16 protein-coding genes are annotated in these 18,687 nt (G+C 35.2%); 3 read left to right on the top strand and 13 right to left on the bottom strand.

What is annotated here, in order from left to right; genetic code table 11:
- Positions 1-240: 240 nt before the first annotated feature.
- Genes QNJ52_RS10005 through QNJ52_RS09990 form a run of 4 tightly spaced genes read right to left on the bottom strand, consistent with a single transcriptional unit; the run spans position 241 to position 6,867 of the window.
- Positions 241-1,053: a class C sortase gene (locus QNJ52_RS10005; RefSeq protein WP_283722488.1), complete on the bottom strand. Its 813-nt coding sequence runs from the start codon at positions 1,051-1,053 to the stop codon at positions 241-243.
- The gene (locus tag QNJ52_RS10000; RefSeq protein WP_283722487.1) at positions 1,050-1,919 is read right to left on the bottom strand and encodes a class C sortase; all 870 of its coding nucleotides are present in this window, start codon (positions 1,917-1,919) and stop codon (positions 1,050-1,052) included. Before QNJ52_RS10000 ends, QNJ52_RS10005 begins: the two co-directional genes overlap by 4 nt.
- A gap of 59 nt (positions 1,920-1,978) precedes the next feature.
- Positions 1,979-3,457 carry a SpaH/EbpB family LPXTG-anchored major pilin gene (locus QNJ52_RS09995; protein ID WP_219493838.1) on the bottom strand — a complete coding sequence of 493 codons (1,479 nt, stop codon included), beginning with the start codon at positions 3,455-3,457 and terminating at the stop codon, positions 1,979-1,981.
- A 56-nt stretch (positions 3,458-3,513) separates the two neighbouring features.
- On the bottom strand, positions 3,514-6,867 hold the full coding sequence (locus QNJ52_RS09990; RefSeq protein WP_283722486.1) for a SpaA isopeptide-forming pilin-related protein: 3,354 nt from the start codon (positions 6,865-6,867) through the stop codon (positions 3,514-3,516).
- 616 nt (positions 6,868-7,483) lie between these two features.
- On the opposite strand from QNJ52_RS09990, the gene QNJ52_RS09985 reads away from it, so the two are divergent.
- The 3 genes from QNJ52_RS09985 to QNJ52_RS09975 all read left to right on the top strand — a co-directional run bounded on the left by QNJ52_RS09985 (position 7,484) and on the right by QNJ52_RS09975 (position 8,749).
- Positions 7,484-8,245 carry a hypothetical protein gene (locus QNJ52_RS09985; RefSeq protein ID WP_283722485.1) on the top strand — a complete coding sequence of 254 codons (762 nt, stop codon included), beginning with the start codon at positions 7,484-7,486 and terminating at the stop codon, positions 8,243-8,245.
- Positions 8,246-8,425: a hypothetical protein gene (locus QNJ52_RS09980; protein ID WP_219493831.1), complete on the top strand. Its 180-nt coding sequence runs from the start codon at positions 8,246-8,248 to the stop codon at positions 8,423-8,425.
- A 141-nt stretch (positions 8,426-8,566) separates the two neighbouring features.
- Positions 8,567-8,749 (top strand): hypothetical protein, encoded by a 183-nt coding sequence (locus QNJ52_RS09975; RefSeq protein ID WP_283722484.1) that lies wholly within the window; start codon positions 8,567-8,569, stop codon positions 8,747-8,749.
- A gap of 503 nt (positions 8,750-9,252) precedes the next feature.
- Here QNJ52_RS09975 and QNJ52_RS09970 read toward each other — a convergent pair.
- The 9 genes from QNJ52_RS09970 to QNJ52_RS09930 form a co-directional block, all read right to left on the bottom strand.
- Entirely contained in the window at positions 9,253-10,161 is a 909-nt protein-coding gene (locus QNJ52_RS09970; protein ID WP_101152280.1) for a substrate-binding domain-containing protein, read from the bottom strand.
- A gap of 18 nt (positions 10,162-10,179) precedes the next feature.
- Positions 10,180-11,121 carry an ABC transporter permease gene (locus tag QNJ52_RS09965; protein WP_099483868.1) on the bottom strand — a complete coding sequence of 314 codons (942 nt, stop codon included), beginning with the start codon at positions 11,119-11,121 and terminating at the stop codon, positions 10,180-10,182.
- Positions 11,114-12,598, bottom strand: coding sequence for a sugar ABC transporter ATP-binding protein (locus QNJ52_RS09960; protein ID WP_283722483.1), 1,485 nt, complete (start codon positions 12,596-12,598; stop codon positions 11,114-11,116). Before QNJ52_RS09960 ends, QNJ52_RS09965 begins: the two co-directional genes overlap by 8 nt.
- 14 nt (positions 12,599-12,612) lie before the next feature.
- The gene (gene rbsD, locus QNJ52_RS09955; protein ID WP_283722482.1) at positions 12,613-13,008 is read right to left on the bottom strand and encodes a D-ribose pyranase; all 396 of its coding nucleotides are present in this window, start codon (positions 13,006-13,008) and stop codon (positions 12,613-12,615) included.
- Positions 13,001-13,870 (bottom strand): ribokinase, encoded by an 870-nt coding sequence (rbsK, locus tag QNJ52_RS09950; protein WP_099483871.1) that lies wholly within the window; start codon positions 13,868-13,870, stop codon positions 13,001-13,003. The genes rbsD and rbsK overlap by 8 nt, the downstream gene beginning before the upstream one ends.
- 1 nt (position 13,871) lies before the next feature.
- Positions 13,872-14,840 (bottom strand): LacI family DNA-binding transcriptional regulator, encoded by a 969-nt coding sequence (locus QNJ52_RS09945; protein ID WP_283722481.1) that lies wholly within the window; start codon positions 14,838-14,840, stop codon positions 13,872-13,874.
- Positions 14,841-15,338: 498 nt separating this feature from the next.
- Positions 15,339-15,875, bottom strand: a complete 537-nt coding sequence (locus QNJ52_RS09940; RefSeq protein ID WP_283722480.1) for an Ltp family lipoprotein — start codon at positions 15,873-15,875, stop codon at positions 15,339-15,341.
- Between the two features lie 763 nt (positions 15,876-16,638).
- A complete protein-coding gene (locus tag QNJ52_RS09935) occupies positions 16,639-16,950 on the bottom strand; it encodes a nucleotide pyrophosphohydrolase (protein ID WP_101035404.1) in 312 nt (103 codons plus the stop codon).
- Entirely contained in the window at positions 16,916-18,604 is a 1,689-nt protein-coding gene (locus QNJ52_RS09930) for a DUF2075 domain-containing protein (protein WP_283722479.1), read from the bottom strand. Before QNJ52_RS09930 ends, QNJ52_RS09935 begins: the two co-directional genes overlap by 35 nt.
- Positions 18,605-18,687: the final 83 nt, after the last annotated feature.

The following is an 18,687-nucleotide window of genomic DNA, read 5'->3' as shown; positions in this document are numbered from 1 at the left end:
CCATCAAAAGATATTGCATACGCAGCCATTAAAAACCAAGTCGAAGGGCTGGAGAAATCCTTCGGTGGTAAAGTTAACTTAGATTATCACTTTAACTACCCATGCTCTATAACCACAATGAAAATAACCTACGTATCGAATATATCAATACGTAGGTTATCTTTCGTTAAAGATTTAAGGTGATACTTTATTTGATAAACTTTTTCTCCATCGATTAAAAGTGCAGTCACTGTATTCATATTATTGATTCATAATCTTTTTTATAAAAGCTAATGACAACAAGAGAATTACGACTATCACAAACCATGACTCCGAAAGCACTTTCAATCTTTCCATCAACGACTGCTCCTGAGAAAGCGGCTTTGTTTTAGGATGCTTTATCTTATTGCCATCCTTTGTTGTTCTCTCTGCATAGATTAATATTCTATCTGCTCCAGAAGGCGTACATGTTAATAACGTAATAATATCTTTTCCTTTAATAATCGATAATGCCTCTACCTGATCGGGACTGACTACCTTTCTGTCATATACTTTATAGTAAAGAGTTTCCTTGAAGTTATTGATAATAATCTTATCTCCATTATCAAGCTTATCGATATGTGTGAACCATTCATGATAGGGTGAGTAGCTGTGTGCTGCTAAGACACTATTAGTTGAACGCCCACCTACCGGAAAACTTGTGCCTATTACTCGAGATACTCCTCTATTTAAGTTCTCAGGGGTAGCTTGATCATATACTGGATAGTGAAGATTGAGTTTCGGAATTTTTATGGTTGCTATTGTATCATCTGTGGCATGTTGTTCATTATATTGATTGTTGGTCTGGACTTTAACTTTAGGTGTTTCAATATTTTGAGATAATAGCATATCACGGTTATAGGCTTCAAACTGTGCATATTTCACTTTCTGATGTGTATCGTTCACTTGAAACTGTCTATCCAATGCTTTTGATTGATAGGACATATCGTAATTGTAATAGACTTTTACAACCAAAGGATACAAACAGATAAGCAAACCTGCAATAAAGACAATAATTGCCGTCTTCTTGCTCATCGATCTACTTTTTTCTTTCTATATTTTTTGAAATATCGATAGAGCAGGTAGATTACAATAGATAACCCGATACCTATCAAATAATTCTTATAGACATATAAAAATTTATACCACCATGGTTCCTGAGTCGATTGATGGCCTGTCGCTTCAGTCGTATATGGAACGCGATGGCCAGTCACTATCAGCCGATGTGAATTTACCATGTATGGTGTACATGTCAGTAGTGTTAATCTGTCTGTATCTTTCTTTATTTTCAAATCACTGAAATCGTCTGGCTTTATCACCTTGATACGTTCAACTTTGTAGGCTAGTATCCCTTGAATATTATGAACGTATATCATGTCCCCTATCTTCATTTTATCAAGATCGGTAAACAACTTTTTATCAGGCAGCCCTCTGTGTCCTGTGATGATACTATGGGTGTTCTTTCCACCTACAGGTAAGGAAGTATTCTCAAGATGTCCCAGTCCTTTTTGAAGCACTCTTTCCGTTGTTCCCGCAAATAAGGGGATATCCTGATGAATAGCAGGTATCTCAACATGACCTATTTTCTCATGTACTTCCAGCATCTTTGCATATTCACGTTGACCTTCTTGTTCTTGTGCTTTACTATAGGCGTCGTGTAAGGCTTCATTTCCTGTTAACGACTGATTATACGCTTTCGCCTTATCGATACGTGCTTTAATCTGCTGATCTGACAGCAGTTCAACTTCTTTATTGAAATCATTAACTTCGTTACTCGCTTCATAGTCATAATATATCGCACTGATCATAGGATAGATCAATATGCCGAATCCAGCGAAGAATATCAAGCCGAATATCAAATTAGAGATTATATTTTTCTTTTTTTTCTTTTCGGATTTCAAAAAAATCGCCTTCCTTATCAAAAAAATGAGGTGGACAGTGTCCACCACATTTTACAAAGTTATGCTTGCTTTCTTCTAAAGAATACTAAAGCCAGCGCCATTAGTCCAACACCTATCACTGTAAAGATAACTGTACCGATTCCACCAGTGTTTGGTATTTCAGTTTTCTTATTGATGATTTCTTGTGCTGTTGCATCTGCTAATACTGTAGCTGATGGGTCAGCATGGTAAGATGTTGAGTTTACAGTAAATTCTGTAACTGGATTTGTTGGTAATGAGTAACCTTTAGGTGCTTTTACCTCTTTAATTTTATAAGTTGTTGCACCTGTATTATTAGTATTGTCATCACCATACGCTAATCCTTTGACTTCAAATTTACCATCTGCTGATGAGATAAATTTCGTCGCATCGTTTTCAGATTTCGTCCATGAAACTTTAAGGTTACCGTCTTGAACAAGGTAGTCTCCTGCACCATTCATGATAACAAATTCTGCTTCACCTAGATTAGTACCTTGACCATTTGTCTTAACAAATTTCTTTCCGCCAGCATAGACTTTCGGAATATCTGTATCAGGTACAGTAGGTGGTGGTGTGTCTGTACCAGGTTGAGTTGTGACACCGTGACCATTATCAAAGTTTAAAGTCGCATCATTACTGATAGGTAATCCCATAACCGCTGTGTCATTGATCATTGTTGGCACAAAGATTTCTAGTTTAGGATTTTCTACATTTAATTTACCTAGCCCTGCTTTTGTAAAGCTTACTACTAATTTATTATTATTCTCAGTTGCTGTATAGTCGACTCCTGATGTAAGTGCGTTACCGTTAATCGTAACTTTTACTTTTTCCGTACCTTCAAATGTCAATCTTGAATCGATTGTATCAGTAACTTCAAACTTTTCATACTCTTCGATACCCTTTGGTACAGAAGGCTGAATAATCCAGTTGAATGATTCACCTACTGCAAATGATGCAGACTTTGTATCATCAGATTTAACATCCTTATCGATTGTCGGTAAGTCTTGTAATGTATTTTTCGGGAATACGTGCAGATCATTAATGTAACCTGTTCCTGCTTCATTAGTGATCGGAAGCTCAAGTCCAAATGGTACTGCTTTAGCATCTTTAATTGCTGTTGATTTATCTTCGATGAACCAGTAGTAACCTTCTGCTAAATTTGGTACTTTAGTTGTTCCGTCTGCTGCTGTTTTCGGAGTTGTTCCTGTCGGTTCTGATAGCAAAGTACGTACTTTTTCTAACGTATCATAATTCTGAGGATTCGCTTTCAACTGCTTTAATTGTTCTGATGTTACTTTCCAGTAAGTAAATGAAATATTAGAAATCGGCTTTGATCCTGCAGGCGCAGTACCATTTACTAACTGATCATAAGTGGCTGTTGTTTCTTCAGAACCTGTTATTTTATGAATTGTTAAATCTGTTACTTTCCCTGTTGCTGCTGATGCTTTTACAGGTAATACTAGCCCTAATACAAGTGTAACTATTAAAAATATTGACAAACGCTGTGTAAATTTAGACATAATTGCCTCCTGATATTTTATGTTTTTTATAATAACCTGCTTACACAGGATAATTATTAAGGTTTCGATACTTGCTTTCTGCTCCATACTGTAATTACCATGATAAGCATGCCTAATAATGTGTAGAATATGGTTCCTGTTCCCCCAGTATTCGGTAAGATATCACTGTTGCTTTTGTTAGGAACTTTAACGATTACTTTTTCATCGTTTTTAACCGTAATATTAAGAGGTTCACTATTTAACTGGTAACCACTCGGAGCCTGAATTTCTTTTAGAGTATAACTTCCTAAAGGTAACGCTTTAAATAGTATTTTGCCATCTGTGCCTGTTGTTAAGGTGTCGATTAGGTCACCTGATGAATTTCTCAGTTCAAACTTTGCACCACGTAACAGTTCATTTTCGTTACCAGTCTTATGTTTGATCACCTCTATTGAACCTAATAACTTTTTATTAATTATCTTAAATTTATTTGTATCGGTATAAAGTACATTATCTATTCTAATTTCACCGTTACTAGCAATAACGACAGTGTAAACTTTAGAATCTTTTATGAAGCCATTAGGTGCACTTTTTTCTGTTAGAGTATATCGTCCCTTTTTTAAGTTATCAAATTGAACTTGTCCACTAGAACTAGAAGTTCGGCTCAATATATTCCCACTGGCGTCTTTCAGTTCAAAAACTGCTCCTTGTAATGGTTTTTCATTATCATCTACCTTATTAAATACAAAGTTATAAGACGGACTTTTCGCTTTAGCTTCAGGAACTGGATACTCTCTTAAATTAATAGAGGAATTGGATGGTTTCAATGTTGTAGTACCATTCATTGGATACCACTGATTTTCCACAAAATTGTCCTCTGTTACTCTCAACTTAACTTTATAGTTAAGATTGACCCATTCACCTTTTCCTAAATTTAATCCATTCATCTTTAATGTCTTTGTGTTTGAATCATAATTAACCGTTACACTCTTTAATAGATCTGGGTTGGAGGCGGTTAACGTGTAGTCGGACTTATCCAATATATTGTCACTACCTAAATTGAGATCATACATAGGCCCTATCGGATCAGTTACAACGCCATTAGAGATACTATTCGATACACTTTGTGAAATCTTTGATAATGTTTTTGACAATTCTGATGCAGAGTCCGCTGTTGTAAATGCATATTCCGGTCTTGATGCAATGTTATTGAGCACATTGTTCATATCCTCTTCGGTAGCACCTCCGCTTGCAACGGTTGTATCTAATCCAATAGAGAAGATATCAAAATCTGGCCTTGAGTTCTTAATTAACTTCGCCTGTGAAATCGTTGGCTGACCATGATTGATAATATCATAACCATTTACAGTATAAGGATTGTGTGTACCATAATCTCTGAAATAACCATATAACTGAAAGTTCGTTCCATTTCCTTTAACATAGTCGCTAAACGATGTGATGTTCTCACTACCAGTAGCACGAGTCCCCAAGTAACTTAAAGTCGGTGCACCATCTGTAAGTACAACCATCACTTTCTTTGAAGCCCTGGATGTACCAAGTTTATTGGAGCCACTTATTAAACCTTGCTGAGTAAATGTTCCACCCCCTTGACCACTTGGAACATAACTTGGGTAGAACTTAGATTTAATAACTGCAGGATCCCCTGAAAATCCTGAATTAATCTCGGGTCTCAATGCTGAAGCAAAGTTAACGACATCGATTCTTATTTTAGTATTAGCCGCTGTATTAGCCCGCGTTACCTCATCTATGAATTGGAATACATCATCTTTCATACTCTGCCAGCGTGTCTTTCCATTTCCTATAATAGTGCCCATACTTGCTGAATTATCAACCACAAGAACGATATCTACCGTTTCTTGTGTAACAGATGCACGGCCTTGTGTTTTTAAATCAATTGCATATTCATTTTCAGTTGAAGTCGGTTGTGCTTTTTTCCACTGAAATGATTCATTATATTCAACAGGCTGTGGAGTTCTATTGCGATACAGTCCTTTTTCATCCCAAGCCATGTTGCTGATTTGCCCTTTATATGTAGGATATGGATCGTCAGCTACTCCAGCTACATTGTTCATTGGTGCAAAGCCCAGTAAGTTGACGTTTGCAAGGCTGAATGTGCTAAGCAGCGGGATTTCTTTAGGTGCTGCATAGACTAACGATCTTTTCAATGAATTATTCGTAGTACTTTTATTTATATCTTGCTTTGCAGATATTTCATTTGCTTTATCCTCTGCCTTTGCTTTATCCTCTGCCTTTGCTTTATCCTCTACCTTTGGTCGTGCTGTAGGCTCGGCTGATGCTTCATCTTTCTCCGCTACTTTAACGTCTGCTTTAGGCTGGTCGTCTTGTTTTGTTTCTACACTATTCTCAGGATGAGTATCTGCTGATTTATCTTTAGTGACTTCAATATCAAATTTTGACGTTGTAGCCTTAAATCCTTCTGTGTCCTCTACTTTAATATCGTAATCGATTCCATTTCCTTGGTCATCGTTAAGCGGTAGGTTGTCTTTTGTATAACGAGATTGTGCTCCGTCTACCAGCACTTCATCTACGATTGATCCTGTTGCTTTATTGATAATCTTTATATTTAGCGGTTTGCCCGACTCGTTACGAACATCCCCTTCTATCTTTGCGGAAAGATACTGCAGTAAGATATCGTTTGACTTTACATCAACTTTGTAGTTGCCAGTTGCCTTAGGGCGCACTTCATACTCTATCAGCTGATTATCAATGTTAAATTTGTTGAGTTGATCAAATGTATATTCGAGATGATCAGGATTTACAACAGTACGGTCGACAACAGTCTGATGCTGCTTATCAATCAGTTCAACTTCTAGTGCCGGAGGTGTTACTTTATCAGGCACATCCTTATATTGAAGCTTTCCACTTAGTTGTGTTTTAACAAAGTAGATATCGCTTGCTGTAACGTGCTGATTTATGTCTGCTGATAACGACAACTTGTAATTTGACTGCTGATTATCTGTAATTACAGAAGAAAACTCAATATTTAATGGTTCCTCTAATGCTTTGATGCTCAGTAGAAATACTTTCTTTTGCGGATCTGGTTGCGTCACTGTTATCCCTTTAGCATTGAGCAAAGTATTTAATTCTACAAGATTGACATCATGCCCACCTTGCAGTTCCATTTTAATGACTACGTCCTTCAATCTTGAATTCGCTTCATTCGCCTTCAGATGCCACAGTACCTTATTATTACTTTCACCCTTCTGCTCCACATACAACATATTCGGATTACTAGTTTCAGGAACGCTATCATTATCTTGTGCTGAAGCAAAGCTCGGGCTCAAGCAGAAAGTAATTACAATTATAAGGCTCGTCAGCAAATTTAATAATTTGTTAATGCTCATCACCACTTTCTTATTCTTTTTATATTGTGCAATATTATCATGCAACTACAACCATTCTTTCAATCATTACCATAAAACATAGCGTAAGTTTTAACAAATTTTATTATATACATCATCCCAATATAATACTAGTCCTTTTTTATATTTTTACATTTTTTTCGCAAGCAATCAATATTATAAAAAATAAAGTCTTACACTATTTTATTGGAATCAAGTGAAATAGAGTGTAACCTATCTAATAATCATTCCTCTAATAAAGTTCAGCACCTAATCAGTACTGAGCTTATAATTATTTAGTAAGATGCGCTATAGCACGCCATGCCAGCTTGTATCTCAATTGGATATCAGTCAAAGATACTGATCAATATGGCATGACAAATGGTCGACAGCGCTGCTGCTATCGAGAGATTTACAACGCCGTAAACCATTTTATATAATATTGTATTAGCCATAGGAACCTGCTGATGTAGATTAAAAGTATTGAAAATATATTATTTTATCTTATAAATAGTGTAATACATAAAATTTTATACTATAATTACATTAATTCATACAAAATATAGAATATGATGTAAATTCAAGGAAAAATGTATTGTTTTTATAATATTAACAGCATATTATCGTAGCAATTGAAAAAAACATTAATTTGGAGACGATTAAAATGAAAAAATTTGCGATAGCTTTTACTTCAGTATCATTATTATTAGGGGCATGTAGTAATGCATCAAACGATAAAAATTCAACTGCATCAGTAATTAATCAAAATAGTGTACAAGAAATATTTCAAATAACTAAAGGTAAAGAAGGAACTAGACTTGAATTAAATATAGACCCTCGAGATAAATATTTTGGTAATTATCTTAAAAATGGTCAGTTTAATGTAAACAGCATTAAGATAAATAGTGACGAAAATCTTATTGAAAAAAAGCTAGGGAAAGCTATAAGTGTTTCTACTGACAAAATTGATGAAAACATGGCAAATGAAATTGGTATAAAAGACTTTAATAAGTTTTCTGAGAAGTATAGAGATGTCTTAGAGGTTACATCCTATGAATATGATAATTTCGTAGTTAATGTCTCTCAGAAAAAGGTGCATTCTATTGATATTAATATTTTAAATATTAGCGAAGATATACAAAAAAAGATTGAGAAGGAAAATAAAAAAGAAAATGATGATACTGTTGATTTCAATCAAATCGAAGAGGAAACAGGAGAGAATTTAACAAATATTCTATCTAAAAATATAGAAAAAGATCTTTCGAATGATGCAGGAGAAAAATATGTAGTGATAAAAACAAATGATAGTAACTATTTACTCACTTCAATTATCGATAAAAAGATGACGCCAAGATTTATAGTAGCTAATAAAGATATAGCCGACCTAACTTATGACATCATGAAAATAAGAATGAATGAGTCTTAGATGAATGAAGATAATGAGAATGAAGATGAAGAGAATATTACATTGGTAGATGGTTTCAGTCATTATAATGTTCCAGATATATTATCAGAGTGCTTCGCTGAATCTATTAAGCGAAATACTTTTGAAATTGAAGGGTTCGGATTGTTAAAAGAAACGGACAAAGATCCATATAATGATTAAAAAACTAATACTGCTGAGAGTAAAGATGGGACTGCAGTATACGATAATTTTAGCTTTGAATTAAAGAATGGAACAGGTCCGAATATTGATGACAATAATTATCCGATTCATTCCATTACAATTGATGTAGAAGATCAAAATGTGAGTATCATCAATCTAAAAGGCCACTGGGCTGTACCTTTTGAAGAATATGAAAATACTCATAAAACGATATATGATAGCATTAAAACTAATAATTATCACGTTGAGGTGAACTATACAACAAATAAAGATATCGCAAACATTGAAATGGTTGAAATCATTAACGGAGATTATAAGCATTAATATGACATGTACTTGATAGAAGAACAAATTTAATATTGATTTAATACTTTCATTTGTCAAAATAAGCTAGACAATTTCTCACCTTCGATTTGATCATAATATGTTTCTATGAACGTGAGTTCATCCGTGTTAAGATGTTTTATAGGCCATTCTGTACTAACTCCTTATGTTTTCTTTGGTCGGAAATACATATTGAGTTTAGCATAGAAGGCTTTTTTGTTGTCTAGCTTAATTTTACAATCGACGTACTTATAAGAAGGATTAATCATGAAAAGCTGAAGTATGATTTATCAAATTTCTTTGCAAAAAGAGTATGATTTTTTAAATGAAAGAAATTTTTTTATTCTCTTATTGTTTTAGAAATTTTATGTGATTAGAAATAGCGGATACATTTATAGAAAATGATTAATAACTCATAAAATATAAATTTTAAAATCTTAAATTATATACCTTAATCTTCAAAAAGACCTGCAAATTTATATTTTGCAGGTCTTTTTCCTTCTTTATTGTTCCACAAGTTTCAGTGGTACTTTTACTTCTGATTTAATTTTCTTTCCATCTTTTAAATCTAATATTGCTTTAACTGCATCTTCACCCATCAATGCGGGTTGTTGTGCAATGGTTGCATCTAGTTTTTTATTTTTGATAGATTTCATCGCATCGTCATTGCCATCGAAGCCTACGACGAGTATGTCTTTTGTACCAATTGCTTCGATCGCACCTAGTGCCATTTCATCATTATGGGCAAATATTGCTTTAATGTCAGGGTGTGACTGGATCATATTTTGAGTAACATTCAAACCTTCTGCTCTATTGAATTTAGCTGTTTGTTTTGATGCTACCTCTAATTGTTTGTCAGCAACAATATGGAATCCCTTTCCTCTTTCACGCGTTGCACTGGCACCAGGCACGCCTTCAAGTTCGCCGACACTTGCTTTTTCTCCTACTTGTTTAACGATATATTCCCCTGCCATCTTACCCCCTGCGACGTTATCAGATGCTATAAACTGCGTTACTTTTCCTTGTTCAACGGATCTGTCTAACGTAATTACAGGGATATCTTGTGCATTTGCATTTTGAACTGCTGAAGATATGGCTGCTGAGTCAGTTGGATTAATGATTAAATAGTCCACCTGCTGCTGAATCAAGTCATCGATATCGTTGGATTGTTTCGCTGAATCATCTTGCGCATCGACTACTTTGATTTTGAAGTTATTGTTCTTGGCTTCTTTTTGTATCGCTTCTTTAATGGAGACGAAGAACGGATTATTCAATGTTGATAAACTTACGCCAATCGTAATATCTTTGTTTGATTTATTTGCTTTATCTTCTTTTAGATATGCTGGTGGTTCTAGGCTGCATGCTGATAAAGTTAACAGAGCGATAAGTAATAATGGTAATATCCTTTTCATTGCTACACCTCTTTAGTTTTATTTTTTGCGATCGATCAATACGGCAATCAGAATTACGATACCTTTAATCACTTGCTGGTAGAAAGAAGAGACTCCTAATAAGTTCAAGCCGTTGTTCAGCACGCCAATGATCAATACACCGATTAATGTCCCGAATATTCGACCCTTTCCTCCTGTTAGTGATGTACCACCTAGCACCACTGCTGCAATGGCATCAAGTTCATATGATGTACCCGCTGTCGGTTGTGCAGAATTTAAACGTGATGTCAGTATGCCGCCTGCCAGTGCTGCCATTAATCCTGAAATAGAGTAGATCAATATTTTGACTTTATCGACTTTAATACCGGAAATAAATGCTGCTTTCTCATTACCACCGATCGCGTATGTGTTTTTACCAAATACTGTTTTATGTAACAAGAAATATAGCACGCCAAATGCGAGTAACATCGTTACTGCAGGTACTGGGATCCCGAAGAAATACCCTTTACCGAATACCTGGAACCAGAAATTGTCTCCCAGATTTGTGATAGGGTTACCGTTCGTTACAACCAGTGTCAGTCCTCTGAAAATTGTCATCGTCGCTAACGTTGCAATGAATGGTGCCATCTTACCAAAAGTAACAAGCACTCCATTGACGGCACCTAACAGTGTCCCGATCAATGCACCAAGACATAATGCTAACACTGGATCCACACCGCTTGTGATCAGTATTGCAGTCAGTGCACTGGATAGCGCAAGAATAGAACCGACGCTTAAATCAATCCCACCTGTTAAGATTACAAATGTCATCCCAAATGCAATTAATCCGTTGATCGAAACTTGTCTTAATAAGTTTAAAATATTATTCGGTGCAATAAAGCCATTATTAAGTATTGTGATAATGACTACTAAAATAAGCAATCCTAATAATGGTCCTAAGCGTTCAATTAAACCCCTCTTTTGTAATGATTTACTATTCATTTAATTCGCCTCCTGTAGCGAGCGTCATTATTTTCTCTTGCGTGATGTTATCTCCAGTTAATTCTCCACGAATAATCCCTTCTTGTAGTACATATACGCGATCACTTAATCCGATGATCTCGGGCATTTCTGAAGATACCATGATGATTGAAATGCCACGTTCAGTAAGCTCATTCATGAGATTATATATCTCACGTTTAGCCCCAACATCAATCCCGCGAGTAGGTTCATCTAATATTAATACTTTCGGTCCGTTACCTACCCATTTTGCAATCACGACTTTCTGCTGGTTCCCTCCTGAAAGCGAAGATACCGGTAATTCTTTGTTAGATTTTATGGACAATCTATCTTGCATTTGTTTGACGAATAATTCTAAAGGGTCATTTTTAATAACTCCAGATTGACTAAAGCTTCTAATGTTAGCCATGGTCATATTGTCTTTAATAGATGCATCAAGTACGAGGCCTTCATCTTTTCGGTCTTCTGTGATAAATGCAAGACCGTTTCTTATTGCGTCTCCCGGATTGTTAATGGAAACATTCTTCCCTAGTATCTTAACGGCTTTATCACCTTTATCGATGCCGAATAAGCTACGCATGATTTCTGTTCGCCCTGCCCCCATCAATCCACTGAAACCTAGTATTTCACCTTCCCTTAGATTGAATGAAATATTATCCATTCCAAATGCATCATTGGATAAATGATCGACTTCCAGTATCACTTCTCCTGGCTCCACTGTTCTGTCTGGGAACTGCTGATCTAGACTACGTCCCACCATCGCATGAACAAGTTCGTTATAACTCGTTGCATCCGTGCGTTTACGCATCACTGTTACACCATCACGCATGACGGTAATCTCATCTGATATCTTAAATATCTCATCCATACGATGACTAATATAGACGAAGCTGACGCCTTCAGACTTTAATTTATCGATAAGGATGAATAATTTATCAATCTCTTTATCTGTAAGTGCTGCAGTAGGTTCATCCATAATGATGACTTTAGCATCGGTCATCAGTGCTTTTGAGATTTCAATCATCTGCTGCTCACCGATTGAACATTCACCTGCTAATTTATTGAGCGGTAAGCTGAAGTCAAGATGGTCAAATACTTGTAGTGCTTCTTGCTTCATTTTCTTTTCATCAATCTTGCCAAACTTATTTGTAATCTCTTTGCCGATAAATAAATTCTCAAGCACCGTCATCTCGGGCCATATATTAAGTTCCTGATGAATAAACTGAATCCCTACTGCCTCCGATTCTTTCGGCGACTTGTAATTCACTGTCGTGCCGTCTACAGTGACCTCTCCTTGATCTTTCGAATGAATACCGGATAAGATATTCATCAATGTTGATTTACCGGCACCATTCTCTCCCATCAAAGCATGTACGGTCTGATCATTAAGCACAAAATCTACACCTTGTAAGACTTTATTATCACCAAATGCTTTATGGATATTCGTCATTTTAATCATGAAAGCACCCCCTCCTAGAAATTAACACCACTTCTTAAAATAATATTTGCATACGGCGTGGCTTCTCCTGTTCTTATGATGGCTTCCGAGTTTTCTGTCAGCGTCTTAAATTGTTCATGAGTCACAAAGTCATTCGGTATACCTTTCACTATGCTGTCAACCTCTTTCAACACTGCTGGGTTGCTATCCTTTATCTCCTCAGCTAAAGTGACGTGTTCAATGACCATGTGCCGTGCAATCTCATCAACGACATCAATAAATGAAGGTAAGCCTTGTCTGACTGCGAGATCAATCTTCTGTACACCCTTTGGAACAGGCAACCCACAGTCAGCGATGACAATCGTATCTGTATGTCCTAAGTCACTTAACACTTTAGAGATCTCACTGTTTAACGTCCCTGTCTTATACATCTGTCATCACCGCTCTATAGGGCATACCGCCTTGTGCACCTAAGCCCGTTACAGAAATACTCGCCGCCTTATTTGCAAATAAGATCGCATCATCAAGTGCCATCCCTTCACTTAATGCCACAGCAAGCGCACCGTTAAATGTATCACCGGCACCTGTTGTATCCACTACATCTGCTTTAATACCCGGCACATTGACAAGCTGACCATTATAAAATACGGCACCTTTGTCACCTAGTGTTACGATCATCTTGTTCGGATAATCTTGGATGACCTCCTCATAGTCTTCACCAAACAACTCTTTCACTTCCGTTTCATTAGGCGTGAAGTAAGTCACCTTCTTCAAATAATCCAGTTCAATTTCTATAAATGGTGCTGGATTATAGATTGTCGTTAACCCGAGTTCATTACACTTATCAATGGTAAATAATATGACGTCTTTAGGAATCTCATTTTGGAGTACCACTATCGCATCTTCTGCGGCCTCACTCAGGACTTGTGCGACTTGATCGGTTGTCACTGCAAAGTTTGCACCCGGCACGACGATGATCGAGTTATCATCTTCTGATAACGTAATATGTGCTGTACCACTCGATACATGTGTAACCGATTCCACATTGGATACATCAACGCTATTCTCTCTAAAGTTCGCTAAGATTTGCTGTCCAAAGTCATCCGCTCCTACAGCACCGACCATCTTAACCTTACCACCTAGACGACTCGCACTCACCGCCTGGTTAGATCCCTTCCCGCCGGTTGTCATAAAGAAGGATTCACCTAATATCGTTTCACCCTTCAGCGGTCGTCTGTCACTCTTAACCACCAAGTCAATCGAAGCACTACCTATCACATAAATCTCACGCATTTTATTCACTCCTTGTACTTTTTCTTTCAACTAAGCTTACATCTATCTTTATCTCTTTTTTTACTTGCTTACCATTCAGCAGATCAATTAACTGCTCACACGCAAGTCTCCCTAGTAAATATGAAGGCTGCCTTACCGTCGTTAGACTCGGGAAATACGACGCACTGATTTGTATGTCATCATAACCCACCACTTGAACATCACCCGGAACGTTGACACCATTATGCTGTAGCAGCCCCATGACTTGGATCGCGATTAAATCGTTATAGCAGATGATCCCGTCATACGCCTTATACTTTATCTGATCTAGCAACACATGACCGACACCCTCACTATTCAGCTCAAGGATCTCAAAGACAGCACCGCCCTCTTCAAGCGTGTGGATCGCACCCTCTAGACGATGCTTGAAAGAACTAAACTTCATATTACCAGTGATCACTAAAATGTTTTTACAGCCATTATCCAGCAAACATTCCGCCTGTAACACGCCACCTTTATAATGATCCGCTTCAACAGAGTACTCTGTCTCACCGATACGGTCTAACATCACATGCAGCATCTTTGAAGATTGAATATACTGTAACGCACCCTCCCATACGAGCGCAGAAGAAATTAAACCGACACAGTTATGCAGTAGGAACGTATCAATATATTGACGCTCCTTATCCCGATTCTGATCACTGTTGCCGATAACAACATGAAACCCTCGCTCCAGCGCAGCATCCTCAACCCCACGCGCCACCACAGTGAAAAACGGATTGCTGATATCCGGCAACAATAAACCGATAATCTTCGACTGTTTCTTATACAGCGTACGTGCCGTTTCATTAGGCTTATACTTTAAAGACTCAATCGCTCTATTAATCTTCTTCAAGGTATCCTCGTGCACATACCCCGAGCTATTCATCGCTCTAGATACCGTAGCAACGGACACACCCGCTTCTTTCGCCACATCTTTTATCGTCGCCATCCTAACTCTCCTCACGTTGTGTAACCGATTACATAAAATATATCACGAAATGAAATCGATTACAATGATGTTTGGTTTTTGTTTGATACCTAGGATATATTGATAGCGTTGAACGCTAATATGAAGAGATAGAAACGCCATAAATACAACTTATAATTTGGTCTGGGTGGCCTTCAATCCCTCAGTTACGTTTTTGTATTATCGCAAAATATGTCATCTTACTTTAAGCCATGCAATTTACATTCCAACATTATATATAATTAAATATTAAAAATTAATATAATTTTATCAATTATATAATAAGCTATACATTAAAAAACTCAAATCACATTACCATGACTTGAGTTTTTTTTATGGGTGATATCCTCGGCTTTTTTCACTGTGTCTTTTACTTTCTATTCAATAAATTCAGCAGGGTTAAATGTAATATAACCGCCATACCTTATTTTGAGTATAAAAATAAGGGTACGTAAAACGCACCCTTATTATTGAGTTTTATTAATCTAAATTATCAATAGCATATTGGGCTTCTTCTGCTGTATATTTATCACCAGCATTTGAAGTAAGTTGTTGATATAAACCTGCTTTAGAAAAAGGCATTAAATCTACATAATTTTCTGCTGCAGATAAAGCATTTTTCATTTCTCTTGTTGATGTAGTCGAACTGATTTTTTCTTCTTCAGTCTTTTTTTCAGTAGTAGCTTCTTCCGTTGTTACTTTCTCAGTTGTGACTTCTTCGGTCTTTTCCTCTGTAGTAGCTTCTTCGGTCGTTACTTTCTCAGTGGTTACTTCTTCAGTAGTAGCATCTTCTTCAGTTTTTTTCTCTTCAGTCTTTTCCTCTGTAGTAGCTTCTTCGGTAGAACTAGTTTCTTTACCACCATCTTCACTGCCGAATATTGCACCACATGCTCCTAAAAGTAAAAATAAAGCGAGTAGACCAAGACAACCCATTAAGAAAGGATTGCGTTTCTTTTTGATGTCAACGGGATTTCCATTGGCATCGTAATAAATTTGTTCTTCTTTCTTTTTTGCCAAGATAACCATCTCCTTGTTTAAATTTATATGATAAACGCTAAAAGCTGAATATCCAAATTAATATTTTTCGATTTTTAAAGGTTCAAATTGTATTCTGTGATCATCATATTTTACATAATAGCCAAACTTACTTTTATAATCATCAACAATATTATTAAAGTGGCCACGATCAATTTCTAAGCAAAGACACATTTCGTATATATCTCCTCAATGACCATGTTCATAACACTTGATCAATTTTTCTAAAGGTAGGATAAGTTTATGTCTATATCTATATCTTCTTGCTCTTAATTCTTATCTTGTTGCATCAACATTATATTGTCGTCTATATACACTAGTAATATCTCCGTATGAAGTTTCAAGATGTCCATTCTGAATATAATAGTCTATTTTTCCTGATAAGACGATGTTTCCATGAGATCAATCAATATATCTTTTGTATAATCCGCTTAGTTTTGATGGCAGATTGTCTTCTATTTCAATAGTCAGTTTGGATAATTAGATAAAAGTTGCTCTCTTTATACAGAAAAACGAAGGAATGATGGTAATAATTTTACGATAAGTGAAATTGAAACTATTGTAAAATTATTGAGACTGACACAAAGGGAATCAATCTCTATTTTTTATAAATTAAGTCGTATTCACGAGCCTTAGTAATGGTATTTAGGAGATACATTATGCAAATATCAATTCCTAATGAATTTATTGAAAAGATTGTGAAGAAGAAATATCAACATCAATTTTTTATATTTATTGCTTATGTTTAAGATATTTTATATTTTTCTCCATTCTTCTTAACTTTCTCCCTAATTATCTTCTCTATATCAAAACCCATTTCTTCCGCTAGCTGTATTCCATAGATAAATACATCCGCCAACTCCTCAGCGATATTTTCCCTATTATTCTCAACGGCTTCATCACTTGATATCCATTGAAAGTTTTCCAAAAGTTCAGCCGCTTCTAAACTTAATGATAGAGATAGATCTTTTGGATTGTGATATTGATTCCAGTTTCTTTCTTCTCTAAACTTATTAATTAAATCAATGATTTCTTGATTCAAGTGGAAGACCTCCATTCAATAATACTTTTCTAAGTTCTTCATTACTTGCATAAATATATAAACCTTTAACACCACGTTTTAATAACACATTCATTGAATTTAAAATGATTTGTTCTTTCATTTTAATTAATTCTTCTTTTGTTCTAACCTCTTCAGAAGACTGCCTAAAAGCTTCAGTATCTCTATACTTAGTTACATCAATCTTTAAACAATGATTTTCTTTATCATATCCAATAGAAGGCCCAAGAATTACTCCTACATAGTTTAAATCGAACCCTTGAATTGTATATATCGATCCAACCTCTCTAATTGTTTGAGGTTCCTCAGCCCAAGTACTTTTATAATCAGTTCTATTCCAGGCTAATGAAAAGTCAGGCTCATCAACAAAGTAATCATTTCCATCTTTTTTATGTACGTAATCAAATGTTGACACAACTCGAGATAGTTTAAATTCTTCATTCTTCTCAACAATTGCTTGATGCATTCGGGAAGCATTATCAAAAAATTTAAATTCAAATTCTTCACTATTTGAATTTGGTAATTTTCTTATCTCTTTATTTACAAATGCATCTAACCAATTAATTACGTCTTGATCAGCTTGCATTCTAAATTGACTATCTAATACAAATTCTTCACTATTTGTACCTTTTAAAATTTTCTTCAATATATTTTCAGACCATGAAGATTTAATCTTTAAATATTGTCTTTCGTCATATACGATTATCGTTACTTTACTATGCTTGATGATTTCCTCTAACTGATTATTTTCTTTAAATGAATTAAAACTATCTGGTCGTGTTAATAACAAATGCGCCTCATCTACTAAAGTAATATCTGCTTTTATCTTCTCAGATTTACTTTTATTTATAAATGACGTTGGTTTTAAAAAGTTGTTTTTCTTTAAATTAGTTAAGCTTTCAGAAATAGTTACATATGTCTTCAACATTTCATTATGATTTACTAATAAGTAATTTTTAGAGTTAAATAGATTGTTTTCTATTGTGTTTTCTAAATATATAAAATCTTTGTTCTTTGATAAATCTTGAATCGTATTAAATGTCGAACTTAAAACAACACTTTTGCCAGTCCCAGCATCACCTTTTATTAAAAATACAGCTTTTTTGTCATCATTAATATGATTATTACAAAACTCAATAATTTTAGTTTTTAAATCCATCTGTGCTTCAGAAAGCTCTTTAAACGGCGAAAGTTTAAACACATCTCGATTACGGATATCCTCTATTGTGTGCTTCACAATGCCATCTTTTCTTAATTTATCCCATATGTCTTCAAAAATTACAGAATGATAATATGACTTGTCATAGTAGTTATGTGTCATTTGCTGAGCAGTCTGACTCTTGTTTTGTAACTTATATTTTTCATCAGCGATAAAATGATTAATAAGGTTTGTCTCTATATCATAGGTTGCAGATTGATTGAATTTATCATGTCCAATTAAAATCATTTTATCTAATTTCTTTCTATCTTTATTTGTTAAATGATTTTTCATTCTACTTTTTACTTGTACAGTCTGGCCTATGTATGCTTCAGGATGTGATAAATCATTATTTAAAATATATACAATTGGATAACCGTCTAATACAGGATCCTTGATATCAGGTAATACATTTTTGTTAAAGTCGTAATAGTTTATCTTTATATTTTCCATCTATGTACTCCTTACAATTAGTTAATATAATTATAGCAAAGAATGTATTATTTCATGATTCAAATATGATTTATTGATTAATT

The organism is Macrococcus sp. S115 (assembly GCF_030067655.1).
GTDB classification, from domain to species: Bacteria; Bacillota; Bacilli; order Staphylococcales; family Staphylococcaceae; genus Macrococcoides; species Macrococcoides psychrotolerans.
The sequence above is the reverse complement of the archived record's forward strand: the minus strand, read 5'-3'. Positions and strand labels throughout refer to the sequence as shown.